Here is a 13,969-nt window from a genome sequence, read left to right as displayed (position 1 = left end):
TCGGGAGAACCGGATCATCGGATAGAGCCACTTCGCCATCGCTCGCACTCCTTCCGCCGCCGCTCGCGGCCCATCCATCGCGACTATCGCAGCCCCGGGCGCCCGCGAGCGCCCGACGCGGTCTCAGCCCTTGACGCTGCCCACCAACAGGCCTTGCAGGTAATAGCGCTGCAACACCAGGAACAGCAACAGCACCGGCACCACGGTCACCACCGAGCCGGCCATCATCATCTCGTTGTCCTGCACGTGCTCGCGCGAGAGCGAGGCCAACGCCACCGGCAGGGTCTGCAGGCGTTCGTCGCTGAGCACGATCAGCGGCCACATGAAGTCGTTCCAGGCGCCGAGGAAGCTGAAGATCGCCAGGGTCACCAGGATCGGCCGCAGCGCCGGCAGCACGATCTGGAAAAAGATCCGCAGCTCGCCGGCGCCGTCGATGCGCGGCGCTTCCAGCAATTCGTCGGGAATCGAGCGCGCGTACTGACGCACCAGGAAGATGCCGAAGATGCCGGCCATGCCCGGCACCACTGCGCCGGCGTAGGTGTTGATCAGGCCCATCTGCTTGAGCATCAGGAACAACGGCATCATCGACACCTGCGCCGGGATCACCAGCGCCGCCAGCAGCAGCCGGAACACGCCCTCGCGCCCGGCGAAATCGAGCTTGGCGAAGGCGTAGCCGGCCAGGGTGTTGAGCAGCACCGCGATCGCCGTCACCAGGGTCGAGACCAGGAAGCTGTTGAGCAGGTAGCGGCCCATGCCCATGCGCGAGAACAGCTCGCTGTAGTTGTGCAGGGTCGGCGAGGCCGGCCACAGCGGCGGCGGGAACGCCGCGGCCTCGCCGGGCTGCATCAACGACACCGCCAGCATCCACAGCAGCGGCGCCAGGCTCAACACCGCCAGGCCGATCAGCAGGCCGTTGACGATCGCGCGCGCCAGCCAGGCCGGCATGCCGTCGCGGTTCATTCGACCCCCTTGCGCCGCGCCAGCCACATCAGCGCGCTGGTGCTCGCGGTCATCAGCACGAACAGCAGGAACGCCACCGCCGAGGCGTTGCCCAGGTTCCACCACTTGAAGCCTTCCTCGTACATCAGGTACAGCACGCTGACGGTGCTCTGCAGCGGACCGCCCTGGGTCATCACATAGGGTTCGGCGAACAGCTGGAAATAGCCGGCCAGGGTCAGGATGCTGACCATCAGCAGCACCGGCCCGAGGATCGGCAGGGTGATGTGGCGGAACTGGCGCGTGGCGCTGGCGCCGTCGATGCGCGCGGCTTCGTACAGGTCCTCGGGGATCGCCTGCAGCCCGGCCAGGAAGATGATCATGTTGTAGCCGAAGTTCTTCCACACCGCGAACACGATGATGCTCGGCATCGCCCAGCGCGGATCGCCGAGCCAATCGACCGGATCGATGCCGAGCCCCGACAGCCCCCAGTTGATCAGGCCGTAGCGCGTGTGCAGCAGGTAGCGCCAGATCACCGCCACCGCCACCACCGTGGTCACCACCGGGGCGAAGAAGGCGGTGCGGAAGAACGGCTTGAACACGCCGAGCTTGGAATTGAGCAGCAACGCCGCGCCGAGCGACACCGCGATCGACAACGGCACGCCGACGGCGACGAAGTACAAGGTGTTGCCCAGCGCCTTCCAGAACAGCGGATTGCGCAGCAACCCCAGGTAATTGTCGAAGGCGACGAAGCGCAGGTTCTCGATGTGCGCCAGCGAGTAGATGTCGAAGTCGGTCAGGCTCAGCGCCAGCGCGGCCAGCACCGGCAGGCCGAAGAACAGGCCGATCACGCCCAGCGCGGGCGCGGCGAACACCCAGCCGGCGGTGGAGGGCTTCATCCGCCCTCCCCGGCCGCGGCCGCCGGCGACGCGGACTTGGCGGCCCGCTGGTCGGCCTGGTCGAGCATCCAGCGCCGCTTTTCCAGGATGCGGTCGGCGCGGCGGTCGAGTTCCGCCGCCGCCTGGTCGACCGTGAGGCGGCCGTTGGCGAGCTGTTCGCCGACCAGCTTGATCTCCATGGCGATGCGCTCCCACTCCGGCACCTTCGGCGCCGGCCGCGCGCGTTCGAGTTGGTCGCGGAACGCGCGCGCGTACGGATCGCCGACCAGCGCCGGCGCATTCCACGATTCGCGCCGCGGCGGCAGGTTGCCGGTCAGGCCGTGGAAACGCATCTGGGTCGCGGGCTCGGACAGATAGGCGATCAGCTTCCACGCCGCGTCCTGGCGCGGCGAGCCGCGGAACAGCACGAAACTGGCGCCGCCGGCCACCGACGCGCCGGGCCCATGCTCGCCCGGCAGCGGCATGGTCATCCACTTGTCCTGCAGGTCCGCCGGCAGGCGCCGCTTGAACTCGGCGATGTTCCAGGGGCCGTTGACGTAGAAACTGAAATAGCCGCGGCCGAATTCGTTCCACACGTTGGCGATCTGGGTGTTGCTCGCCAGCGGCGCCCACTGCTGCGCGAACGCTTCGCGGTAGAACGCCAGCGCGCGCTTGAAGCCCGGGCTGCGGAAATTGCCGTAGCGGCCGCCGTCGCGCAGCAGCGGCTCGTCGGCCTGGATGCCCAGGTTCAGCAGCGGCTCGGGCTCGTTGAGCGGGAACAGGACGGCGTAGCGATCGGGGCCGACCTCGCGCTTGATCGCCGCCATCGCCGTCTTCCATTCGTCCCAGGTCTGCGGCGGCCGGGCGATGCCGGCGCGTTCCAGCAGGTCGCTGCGGTAGTACGGCAACCGCGTCTCCACGTACCAGGGCACCGCATAGGCGCGCCCGTCGATCACGCCGGTGTCCCACGCGCCGGCGAAATAGTCCTGCGCGCGCAGCCCGGGCGTCGCCGCGATGCGCCGGTCCAGCGGTTCCAGCGCGTCGAGCAGGGCGAACTCGGAGACCCAGGTGTTGCCGATCGCGCACACGTCGGGCAGCGAATCGCCGGCGAACGCGGTCAGCAGCTTCTCGTGCGCGGAGGTGATCGGCAGTTGCTGCACCTGCACGCGGATGTCGGGATTCCGGCGTTCGAACTCGGGAATCAGGCGCGCGACCATCTCGCCCTCGAAACCCATCGCCCAGAACTTCACCACGGTGCGGCCGTCGCCGCGGCCCGAGCAACTGCCCAGCAGCAGCGCGAGCGAGGCCAGCATCAGCAGCGAAGCGATGCGCCGGCCCCATCGCCCGCCGACGGACCTTGCCGGCCGCGCCGGCCGCGCCGGCCCGCCGCGGCCGGCCGCGTCCGCCGTCCGCTCCGCCGAGCTTGCTCGCTGCGCGCGCGCGCTCAGGCCCACGCCGTCAATCCGGCTGCTTCGACGCCGGCTTCGGCGGCGTGCGGCCGGCGCGCGATTCGGCCTCGCCGAGCGCGCGCGCGGTGGCCGGATCGATCGGGCCGTCGGGCTTGGCCGCCGGCTTGGCGTCCTCGGCCTTGTTCGCGTCCTTGCCGCCGTCCTTGCCGTCCTTGCCCTTGCCCGCATCCTGCGCCGGCGCCAGCCAGCCGCCCTTGAAGCCCGCGCGCTCCAGCCCGGTGCGGATGTAGGCGTTGCGCTTCATCACGTTCCAGACGAATTCGTTGCGGTAGTTCGAGATCATGGTCAGGATCGGCCCCTGGTCGATGCCGATGTAGTCGCTCGACACCCAGCCCTGGTTCGGCACCAGCCGCCCGGTCTTGAGCGGGATGTCGTAGTTGAAGCTGGGGTTGAACGAATCCAGGAAGCCGTAGCTGGAATAGATGTACTCGCCGTAGCGCTCGTGCATCGACAGCGTGGTCGGGATCACGATCTCCGGCGCGAACGGCAGCGAGGCGATCGCCGCGGTCGGGGCGATGGTGCCGTCGTCGAAGTTCTCGCGCAGGCCGGCGCCGCGCGCCGAGTAATGGCGGAACTGGCGCTGCTCGCCGCGGTATTCCTGCAAGGTCTGCTGCGGGCCGTCGCTCGCTGTCAGGCCCCACAGCTCGGGGCCGTAATCCTTCCACTTCATCGGATTGGCGATGGCGTAGGCGCGCTGGGCATACGCGGCGCGGCGGCTGTTCTCGAAATAATCGATGCCGCGCTCGCGCATGTAGTCGTCCTGGATGCCGCGGAAGTCGATCCAGACGTGGCTGTACTGGTGGCCGAACAACGGGCCGAAGGCCAGGAACTCCTCGCCCTGGTACACGCCCCAGACATCGTTGTAGGTGCGCGTCCACACCGTCCAGGCCTCCGGCTCGACCGGATGGCTCGGCGAGCCCAGCGCCAGCACGTACAGCAGCATGGCCTCGTTGTAGCCCATCCAGTCGTGCTTGATGAAGCCCGACTCGGGGAACCAGCCCATCGAGATCAGCGGCTTGTTCTGCTGCAGCCACTGCCAGTCCACGCGCTTGTAAAGGGTGTCGGCGATCTCGCGGATTTCCTTCTCGCGCGCGTCGTCGCGGTCGTAATAGGACTGGGCGAACAGCACGCCCATCATCAACAAGCCGGTATCCACGCTCGACAGCTCGACCCAGCTGTCGTAACGCTCGCCCTTCTGCATGTCGAGGAAGTGGTAGTAGAACCCCTTGTAGCTGCCCTTGCCGCTGGCCTGCGGCCCGGTCGGCAGGTCGCGCAGGAACTTCAGCGTGGTCAGGGTGCGGTCGACCGCCTGGGTGCGGCTGACCCAACCGCGCTCGATCCCGATCGGATAGGCGGTCAGGGCGAAGCCGACCGAGGCGATCGAGGCGAACGGGCGCGAGGGATAGCGGTCGGGCGTCAGGCCGTTGCGCTCGTTGCTGGTGTCCCAAAAGAACTGGAACGTGCGCTTCTCGATGTCGCGGAACAGCGGCGGCAGCTCCAGCCGCTCCTGCTTGAGCGGCTCGACCACGACCGGCCCGGGACTGACGATGGGCTGGGTCTGCGATTGCGTCTCGGGTTTCTTGCAAGCGGACAATGCGAGCAGCAACGTGCCCAGGAGCGTGAAGGAAACCGCGCGCGTTGTCGTTTTCGCCAGTTGCATGAAACCGAAGACCCCTGTGTCTTGGTGGATACGTCGTCGCGAACCTCGCCGCGTCCTGCGCGTCCGCGTTCCGCGCGACCGGCCGCCCGAACCCGGGCGGCCGGCGCGAGGTTTACCAGTTGAAGCCCATCGACAGCTTGAACATGCGGGTCGGCAACGAAATGTTGTCGCGCCGCTCGCCCAGCTTCGGATTGGGCGCGCCGACCACGCCGCGGTAGGTGTCGTAGTCGATGTAGTTGCGCCAGTTGAACACGTTGAGCACGTCGCCGCGCGCCCACAGCTTGAAGCCGGCGCCGGTGTCCCACTCCTTCTGCAGCGCCAGATCGAACTGCTTGAAGCCGATCGTATCGTCCGGCGTGTACGGATCGAAGAAACAGGCGTTCGAGCCGTAGACGACGCAGTTGGTCGACTCTTCCGCTTCCGGGCTGGCCAAGGTCAGCTTGCCCGACAGGGTCATGCCGTAGAAGTCCATGATCCCGGTCGCGACGAAACGATGCCTGGAGATGCCCAAAGCGCGGGTGAATCCGACGCGGTCCAGGTTCGGATAGTCGAACGTGAAGATGTCGGAGTTGTTGCGGTTCTCCTTGGCGTCGGTAAAGGTGTAGGCGAAGCTCACGCCCCAGCCCGACTCCTGGGTGAAGGGTTTTTCCAGCGACAGCAACAACTGCTTGGTCTTGGTCTCGACCGCGTTGTTGCCGAGGAAGAACTTGCCGAAGCCCGGCAGGGTGTCGCCGAACGGCGCGCTGCCGAAGCTGACCCCGGGCGGGAAGAACGTGCCGTCCGGACGGCGGTTGCCGAGCGAGAACAGGATGCCGTCCTTGCTGTGCACGTAGACCGCGGTCGCCGAGGAGTTCCACTCCTGGCCGAACAGCTCGAACGCGTTGCGCATGCCGAGGCTGAACTGATCCGAATACGGCGTCTTGAGGTCGTTGTTGAGCAGGAACACCTCCGAGCCCGCGTTCGGCCGCTGCCGCGACAGCGCGGCCAGGGTCTCAGGATCGAAGAAGCTCGGATCGAAATTGAAGCAGTTGCCGTTCGGCGTGACCGTGCAGCTGTGGTTCGGCGAGTTGAACTGGTAGGTCACCTGCTGGAACGCCAGGCGGTAACGCTCGTACGACAGGTAGTCGAACTGGTTGCGGTTGTACGACCGCCCGGCGCCGCCGAAGATCACGTGGCGCTCGTCGCCGTTCAAATCGTAGGAGAAGCCCAGCCGCGGCTGCCAGCCGTCCTTGAACGCCTTGCGGTTGTTGCCGTTGCTGATGTAGTCGTTGTAGTCGTAATCGACGTTGGCGTTGTTGATGTTGGACCAGCCGCGCAGCGCCGCGACCAGGTTGGCCGGGGTGCGGTAGTCCTCGTAGCTCGGGGTCTGCTCGTAGTCCCAGCGCAGGCCCAGGTTCAAGGTCAGGTGCTCGTTGACCTCCCAGTCGTCCTGCAGGTAGATGCCGAACTGCTTGTTGCGCGACTTCACTTCCGGCGGGAAATCGCCGGCGGTGCCGGAGAACACCACCTCGTAAGGCGTGGCGAAATCGCGGATGTCGTAGCGGAACTGCGGCGAGTACGGCTGCTTCTCCATCGCGTTGATGTCGACGACTTTGTACTTGAAGCCGGCCTTGACCGTATGCCCGGTCCAGCCGCTCCAGGTGAAGTCGTTCTGCAGCCCGTAGCCCTTCTGGCCCTTGTCCTGGAAGTCGCCGCCGCCGCCGAAGAACAGCACCTCTTCCATGTCGGGGTTGTTGCGGGACTCCTGGCCCTGCTTGGGCACGCGCAGCTGGTAGCCGTTCAACAGCGTCGCCGGACGCGGGCCGAAGCTGACGTCCTCGAAGGTGAGGTGGGCGTCGTTGAGCCAGTTCTCCGCGCTGTACTGGTAGCGCAGGTCCAGGCGGGTCTCCTCGCCGGCCTTGAGCGTGCCGTATTCGGGCAGGCGCGCGCCGCCGATGCCGGTCAGTTCGTCTTCCTTGCGGTACTTGGCGGTGAACTCGATCAGGTGGTTGTCGCCCGGGGTCCAGTCGATCTTGCCGAAATACAGGTCTTCCTTGAACGGCGCGCTCGGCGACTGCCGGGTCATTTCCTGGAACTGCGCCGGCAACTGATCGATGCGGAAGTTGCGGCCGGGGATGATGGTGCGCGGCGAGCTGTACTCCTTGGCCTCGTAGGTCACGAAGAAGTGCAGCTTGTCCTGGATCAGCGGGCCGCTGAACGACGCGCCGTACTGCTCTTCCTTCTGCTGCGCCTTGGGCACCTCGCCCTTTTCCTCGCGCGGGGTCTTCGACGCCCACTGGTCGGAGGTGTAGTCCCAGAAGAAGCTGCCGTGGAAATCGTTGCCGCCGGACTTGGTCACCGCGGTGATCGCGGCGCTGCTGAGCTGGTCGTACTCGGCCTTGTAGTTGGAGGTGATCACCTTGTACTCGGCGATGCCCAACTGCGGGAACGGATTGCCGCGGCTGGAGTCCTGCCCGGTGATGCCGCCCTTGAGCACGTAGTCCTTCTGGCCGACGCCGTCGACGTAGACGTTGATGCCGTTGCTGAGCTGGGCGCCGCTGCGCAGCTTGGTCGAGCCTTCGGTGCCGGTGGTGAACTGCACGCCCGGCACGATGTCGGCGAAGGCGAGGAAGTTGCGCGAGCCCTGCGGCAGCGCGGCGATCTGCTTGTTGCTGACGTAGGTGGCGATTTCCGAGGTCTTGTTTTCCACCAGCGCGGTCGAGGTCACCGTGATCTTGTCCAGGTCGGTGGCCTCGCCCGCCGGCGCGGTCTCGGCGACGCCGCCGGTGGACAGATTCAAGGTCGCCGACTGGCCGACGGCGACGGTGACGTTGCGGGTATTGGTCTGGCCGTCGGCGTCGACGTCGATGCGGTAGTTGCCCGGCGGCAGGCCGGCCAGGGTGTAGTTGCCGTCGCTGCCGGTCTGGACCTTGCGCACCAGGCCGCTGGCCAGGTTGGTCGCGCTCACGCTGGCGTTGGCCGAAGGACCGGCGTTGCCGCTGACCACGCCGCGGATGGTCGCGGCGGTGCTTTGCGCCAGCGCCGCCGGCGCGGCCATCGCCAGGCAGCTGGCGAGCGCGCACGCGAGCAGGCTGCGGCCGGGCGCGAATCGGGACGGAGCAAGCGCGGTCCGTACGTATTGGGGCCGGTCGAGTTGCGACCGTGGATGTCGGCCTTGCGTGTCGTTGTCGTGGTTCATCTGCGTTCCTCCCTCCAAGGAGCACGTGACTGCAGTGCAGCGTTGACGAAGCGGCATTCGTTGTAATCGCTTACACGCGCGGCCAAATTTTTTTCGCCCGGATCAGGCGCCGCCCCCCCGGCGAAGTCCCGATTCGCGCACGATCAATTCAGGCCGCAGCGGCTCGCTTTGCCGCGGTTTTTCCGGGTTGGAATCGTTGTCGCCCGCTCTGTCGGCGGGTGTCGGGTCCTCGTCTGTCCCAGCCGCCTGGGCCGGGTTGGCATGGGCCGCCGCCGCATCCGCCGCGGCCGGTTCGGGATTGAGCCGGGCCAGCAGCATCCGCGCCGCGCGCGCGCCCAACTCGGCGATATTGACCCGCATGGTCGTTAGCGCCGGGTGGACGTAGCGCGCCAGCGGGATGTCGTCGAAGCCGGTCACGGCGATGTCGCCGGGCACCCGCATGCCTCCCTGGACCAGCCCGAACAGGCAGCCCAGCGCCATCATGTCGTTGGCCGCGAACACCGCGTCGGGACGTTCGTCGGCGGCCAGCAGCGCGCTGCCGGCGGCGTGGCCGGAGGCTTCGTCGAAGCGGCCCGGCAGCACCCATTCGCGCGCGCCCGGCAGCAGCCGCGCCAGCGCTTCGCGATAGCCGCGCAGGCGCTCGTTGGCGTCGAAGTTGTCGTCCGGCCCGGCGATGAAGGCGATGCGGCGATGCCCCGCCCCGACCAGATATTCGACCATCGCCTGGGCGCCGCCGTAGTTGTCGACGTTGAGCGACGGCGTGTCGGCGCTGGCGTCCTGGGCGTTGATCAGCACCGTCGGCAGGGTCGCCGACAGTTCCTCGGCGATCGACACCTGTGCGGCCGCATACGGCGACATCACCAGCAGGCCGTCGACGCGGCCGCGCATCGCCCGCAGCGCCGAAACCTGTTCCTCGGGCTGGCCGTGGTAACTCGACACCAGCAGGTGCAGGCGATGCTCGCGCGCGACCTGGTCGACGCCGCGCACCAGTTCGGAGAAGAACTCGCCGTGCAGGTCCGGCAACACCACGCCCAGGGTCTGGGTGCGGCGGCTGCTGAGGCTGCGCGCCGCCGCGTGCGGCGTGTAGCGCAGGTCGTTGGCCACGGCCAATACGCGCCGGCGCACGTCCTCGGCGACGTTGCCATGGCCGTTCAAGGTCCGCGATACTGTCGCCACTGACACTTGGGCCGCGCGGGCGACATCTTTGATCGTCACGCTCACCACAGTCCTCGACCGCCCCTCGCGGCTGGAAACTGCGACGACTGTAAACGTTTTCAGGAACGAGTGTAAAGCGCTTGTTATGAAAACCGGCTAGCGGCCCGAAAACCGCGCAATCCCCGGCGGATCCATGTTGCGCTGCAGCGCAGGCCAAGAGCCGAGAAGTGAGCGGAGAGGAGTGAGGAGTGAGCAAGAGCAGTGCGGCTTTCGCTCACTCCTCACTCCTCTTCGCTGTTTCCTCAAGCCTCTCCCGGCGTCTTGGCGCTGATCGACAACGCATGGATGTCGGTGGTCATCAGTTCGCCGACCGCGGCATAGACGGCGCGATGGCGCGCGATCGGGTTCAGGCCGGCGAACGCGGCGCTGACCACGGCGACGCGGAAATGGCCGCGGCCGTCCTGGGCGCCGGCGTGGCCGGCGTGGCGGTGGCTCTCGTCCTCGATTTCCAGCGCGGTCGGCGCCAAGGCCGCCTCGATCGCGGCGCGGATCGCCGCGACCCGCTGCTCGCGCGGCAGGCTCACGGCAGCACCTTGCGGAACGGCCGCACGTCGACCCGCGCGTACACGCCGGCTTCGACGTACGGATCGGCGTCGGCCCAGGCGCGCGCGGCGTCCAGCGATTCGAACTCGGCCACGATCACGCTGCCGCTGAAACCGGCCGGACCCGGGTCCTCGGCGTCGATCGCCGGACACGGCCCGGCCAGCAACAGGCGGCCCTGGTCGCGCAGATCGTGCAGGCGCTGCAGGTGCGCGGGCCGCGCCGGGCCGCGCTTGGGCAGCGCGTCGGCGACGTCGTAACCTTCGATCAGATACCACATGGCGAACCTCGGCACAGCGGCGTGGGAGAGCGCGCATTGTAGCGGCCGCCCGCGCCGCGGCGGCATTGCGCGACGCGGCGTTACGGGCGCGCAAACGAAACAGCCCGCATCCGAAGATGCGGGCTGCCGGTAATGCGAACCGCCGCGGCGATCAGGCGACCTTGGCCGGAACCTGCTGGTTGCGCTGCTGCTCCTGCTGCTGGCTCTGCTCCTGCTGCTTGGCCGACTGCGGCACGTCCTGCTGCAGGCGCTGGGTCGACTGCTCGACGCTCTGGTTGACCGCCTGGTTGGCGTCGACGTACGCGCGCTTGTGGCTGGGATCGTTGAGCTCGCCCTGCACCGCGAAGAAACCGGTGCCGTTGGCGTTGCGGGCGACGTTGTCGATGCTGGTCAGGCCGGTCACGCGCGCGTCGTAGGTCAGCGTGGCCGCGGCGCGCTCGAGCTCCTGGTGGTTCTTGAAGCCGCCGAGCTTCTCCAGCCCGGTCACCGCCTGCTGGTACATGGCGTTGTCGCGGTGGGCCGGGTCCGACAGCAGCGGGCCGGCGTTGGCGTCGTGGCGCGGCTGCGCGGTCTTGAGCTCGCGCAGGGTGTTGGGGCCGGCGATGCCGTCCACGGTCAGGCCCGGGTGGTCCTTCTGGAACTGCTCCACCGCGTGCTTGGTGCGGTCGCCGAACTTGCCGTCGGCGACCAGCGCCTTGCCCTCGGCGTCGCGGTAGCCCAGCGCGTTGAGCCGCTCCTGCATCGCCTTCACTTCCGGACCGTGCTCGTCCTTGCGCAGCACGCCGTCGGCCATCGCCGGGGCGTCGTGCTTGTCGCCGGGCTTGTGGTCGTGGTTGTGCGCGTTGCCGGCGTTGGTGCCGGGGTTGTGCACGATGCTGCCCTTGCCCGAGACGTCGCTGACCTTGGCGTTGCCGGTCAGGTTTTCCGAATGCGGCGGACGCTTGTCGGTGGTGATCGCGCCGCTGTCCATGTCGCGGATGTAGCGGTCGGCCTGCGGCAGGTAGCTGGTGTTGATGTCGAGGTGGACGTGCTTGCCGAAGGCGTTCGGGTTGCCCTTGTTGAAGCCGCCCTGGATGCCGACCGACTCGCCGTACTCGATCTTCTGGCCTTCGCGCAGGTTGGTGTTGCGCAGGTCCAGGTGGCGGTACTGGGCGATCATCTCGCGGCTGGGGTCGTTGGCCGGCTTGTCGTAGATCTGGACGATGCCGTTGGCCGGATCGATCTTGCCGATGTAGCCGTTGGCCACCGCCGGCACTTTGACCGAGGCCGAGCCGCCGGCCTGCAGGACGAAGTCCTTGGACACGAAATGGTCGCCGTCGCGGGTGACGGTGGCGCGTCCGTTGTAGTTGCCGAGCAGCTCCTCGCGCTCGCCGTTGACCGTGCCGTAGACGCGGCCCTTTTCATTGCCGCGGCTGGGGTGGTGGCGATCGATGTCTTCGAAGTCGTGGACGTTCTGGACCTTGCTGCCGACCGATTCGACGATCTTGTAATTGGGCATCGCACTTCTCCATGTCGATGTTTCGTTGCGCTCGCGCGCAGGGTGATGGGGCCGGACCCGCGTCGGTGTCGCGGGCGCGCTGGTCAGCGCAGCTGCAGGGTCAGCTGCCAGCACCCTTGTTGGTGTTGGAACACGTACGCCTCGGGCGGACCCAAGGTCTTGACCACTTCATCGTCGGGCGAGAACTCGGCCTTGGCAAAATCCAGGCGCATGCGGTCGCCTTCGAGCTTGCGGTCGAGCTTGATCCGGGCCAGCTCGCCGTCGGGCTTGCCGGGCTCGAAATAGGACCACTGGTAGTCGACCAGGGCGATCCGGAACGGCTCGGTCGGCCCGGTCTGGTGCGCGATCGGCTGGTCCGGGGCCTTGATGTCGTGCAGCGCGAAGTCCGGCGAGGTGTACGCGGCGCGCTTGTCCGGCTCGGCGATGAAGGCCTCCAGGAAGCTGGCGAAGCCGTCCTCGGTCTTGGCGCAGGCGCCTTCGGGCAGGGCCGGGCGCGCGGCGGCGGGCGCGGCCGCCGGGCTGGCGGCGGGCGCAGGCGCGGGGGCGGCCGCCGCGGGCGCGGGCGGCGCGGGTGCCGGCTTGCTGCATGCGGCCAATGCCACGGCCAAGGCGAGGGCCGCGATCCTTGCTGATTTCATCCTGTGGTTCCCCAAAAGCTGCGCGAAACGCGCGCGATACCGCGAGTCTAGCCGCATGCCGTCCCCCAACGGGCCTGCGCATGCAGAGCATAAACCACCTGCCCGCCCTGCACATTTTCCGAATCAGCTTGGCGCCGTCGAGTCGATCATTTGCACTAGAACGCGCCGCGCCATGGCAGACGGCCGGCCGGCAGCGGCCCCGTCGGGCGGCGCAGCGTTCATGCCGGCGCTGGACACCATCGCCCCCAGCCCTTACCCTAAACCCCGATTGCCGTCAGGCCGGATGCAGCAAACCCCGTCGCGACCGGAACCCCACGCCCGTCGCCACGTTCGCCCTCGTACTCCCCCGCACCTCTCGTGCGCCGGTACGCGTGCATCGCCGCAGTCCTCCGGCCCGCGCCCGCAAGCCTCCTCAGCCCCCGCCCGCCAGGTTCCGACCGGCGCGCAGGCCGGACTTGTTCGGGCCAGCAGCGCACACCTTTTTGAGTGGTCCGTAGCACCCGTAGGGACGTTTCGTCCGGCCGCAGGGGTCTTCCCCGCAGCCCGGCGTCGGTCCCGGCGCAGCCCCGTGCCGCGCGCATCGTCGCAACAAGCTGTGCCCACGGCCCGGAGGGGCCGGTTTCCGATGACCAACCAAGCCGCGCCCGCCGACGAATCCGCCGCGGACTCCACCGCCGAATCCGTCGCCGGGCCCCAACCAGGCCAGGTTCCAGGCCCGACCGCGCCGCAGCAGCAGGAGATGCCGCTGGCGGTGGTGCATGGTCAGCCGGTGCTGCAGATCCCCCAGGACCTGTACATCCCGCCGGACGCGCTGGAAGTCATCCTGGAAGCGTTCGAAGGCCCGCTGGACCTGCTGCTGTACCTGATCCGCCGGCAGAACCTCGACATCCTCGACATCCCGGTGGCGGACATCACCCGCCAGTACGTCGAATACATCCAGGCCATGCACGAGATGCGTTTCGAGCTGGCCGCCGACTACCTGGTCATGGCCGCGATGCTGGCCGAGATCAAGTCGCGCATGCTGCTGCCGCGCGCGGTCAACGAGGAAGGCGAGGAAGAGGACCCGCGCGCCGAGCTGGTCCGCCGGCTGCAGGAGTATGAGCGCTACAAGAAGGCGGCCGAGGACATCGACGCCCTGCCCCGCCAGGACCGCGACACCGCGCCGGTGCAGGCCTTCGTCCCCGACCGCGCGGCGGTGCGGCTGCCGCCGCCGGTGGAGCTGAAGGAACTGCTGCTGGCCCTGCACGACGTGTTCAAGCGCGCCGAGCTGTACACCCAGCACGCGATCAAGCGCGACGCGCTGAGCGTGCGCCAGCGCATGGGCGAGCTGCTCGCGCGCATGTCCGACGGCGCGTTCTACCGTTTCGAATCGCTGTTCACGGTCGAGGAAGGCCGTCTTGGCGCGGTGGTGACCTTCCTCGGCCTGCTGACCCTGGCCAAGGAGCAGCTGGTCGAGATCGTCCAGGACGCGCCGCTGGCGCCGATCTACGCCAAGTCGCTGGCGCTGATGAAGGACCCGGACGAGATCGAGCTCAGCAGCGAGTTCGACTCGGCCGCCAACGACGAAGACCCGGCGTGAACCGGCGCGCCGGCCCGTCCGCGTCGCGGACCCGCACGCCGGCGCGCCTGCCCCGACCGCTGCACCCGCCCCGCCCGGCCGCCCGCGGCCTCGCCCCA

11 protein-coding genes are annotated in these 13,969 nt (G+C 68.1%); 1 reads left to right on the top strand and 10 read right to left on the bottom strand.

Translation table 11 applies throughout. The features are described from left to right. Positions 1 to 123 precede the first annotated feature (123 nt). The 10 genes from JHW41_RS11600 to JHW41_RS11555 form a co-directional block, all read right to left on the bottom strand. Positions 124 to 960, bottom strand: a complete 837-nt coding sequence (locus JHW41_RS11600) for a carbohydrate ABC transporter permease (protein ID WP_250450032.1) — start codon at positions 958 to 960, stop codon at positions 124 to 126. Further along, positions 957 to 1,835, bottom strand: a complete 879-nt coding sequence (locus JHW41_RS11595) for a carbohydrate ABC transporter permease (protein WP_078996277.1) — start codon at positions 1,833 to 1,835, stop codon at positions 957 to 959. The genes JHW41_RS11600 and JHW41_RS11595 overlap by 4 nt, the downstream gene beginning before the upstream one ends. After that, positions 1,832 to 3,127 carry a sugar ABC transporter substrate-binding protein gene (locus JHW41_RS11590; RefSeq protein WP_250450030.1) on the bottom strand — a complete coding sequence of 432 codons (1,296 nt, stop codon included), beginning with the start codon at positions 3,125 to 3,127 and terminating at the stop codon, positions 1,832 to 1,834. The genes JHW41_RS11595 and JHW41_RS11590 overlap by 4 nt, the downstream gene beginning before the upstream one ends. 145 nt (positions 3,128 to 3,272) lie before the next feature. Beyond that, positions 3,273 to 4,943, bottom strand: coding sequence for a glucoamylase family protein (locus JHW41_RS11585; protein ID WP_250450028.1), 1,671 nt, complete (start codon positions 4,941 to 4,943; stop codon positions 3,273 to 3,275). A 112-nt stretch (positions 4,944 to 5,055) separates the two neighbouring features. Beyond that, positions 5,056 to 7,980, bottom strand: a complete 2,925-nt coding sequence (locus JHW41_RS11580; RefSeq protein WP_428995539.1) for a TonB-dependent receptor — start codon at positions 7,978 to 7,980, stop codon at positions 5,056 to 5,058. A 243-nt stretch (positions 7,981 to 8,223) separates the two neighbouring features. Next, on the bottom strand, positions 8,224 to 9,342 hold the full coding sequence (locus JHW41_RS11575; protein WP_250450003.1) for a LacI family DNA-binding transcriptional regulator: 1,119 nt from the start codon (positions 9,340 to 9,342) through the stop codon (positions 8,224 to 8,226). 236 nt (positions 9,343 to 9,578) lie between these two features. Then, positions 9,579 to 9,854 carry a BolA family protein gene (locus tag JHW41_RS11570; RefSeq protein ID WP_078996358.1) on the bottom strand — a complete coding sequence of 92 codons (276 nt, stop codon included), beginning with the start codon at positions 9,852 to 9,854 and terminating at the stop codon, positions 9,579 to 9,581. 2 nt (positions 9,855 to 9,856) lie between these two features. After that, positions 9,857 to 10,156, bottom strand: coding sequence for a YciI family protein (locus JHW41_RS11565; protein WP_057947812.1), 300 nt, complete (start codon positions 10,154 to 10,156; stop codon positions 9,857 to 9,859). A 151-nt stretch (positions 10,157 to 10,307) separates the two neighbouring features. Next, on the bottom strand, positions 10,308 to 11,654 hold the full coding sequence (locus JHW41_RS11560) for a peptidoglycan-binding domain-containing protein (RefSeq protein ID WP_250450001.1): 1,347 nt from the start codon (positions 11,652 to 11,654) through the stop codon (positions 10,308 to 10,310). 83 nt (positions 11,655 to 11,737) lie between these two features. Continuing rightward, on the bottom strand, positions 11,738 to 12,292 hold the full coding sequence (locus tag JHW41_RS11555; protein ID WP_250449999.1) for a hypothetical protein: 555 nt from the start codon (positions 12,290 to 12,292) through the stop codon (positions 11,738 to 11,740). 625 nt (positions 12,293 to 12,917) lie between these two features. Here JHW41_RS11555 and JHW41_RS11550 point away from each other — a divergent pair. Beyond that, positions 12,918 to 13,871: a segregation and condensation protein A gene (locus tag JHW41_RS11550; RefSeq protein ID WP_250449997.1), complete on the top strand. Its 954-nt coding sequence runs from the start codon at positions 12,918 to 12,920 to the stop codon at positions 13,869 to 13,871. The last annotated feature ends 98 nt before the right edge of the window (positions 13,872 to 13,969 follow it).

Source organism: Lysobacter enzymogenes, assembly GCF_023617245.1.
In the GTDB taxonomy this organism is placed as follows: Bacteria; Pseudomonadota; Gammaproteobacteria; order Xanthomonadales; family Xanthomonadaceae; genus Lysobacter; species Lysobacter yananisis.
Note: the sequence above shows the minus strand (reverse complement) of the source record. Positions and strands in the feature narration are given on the sequence as shown.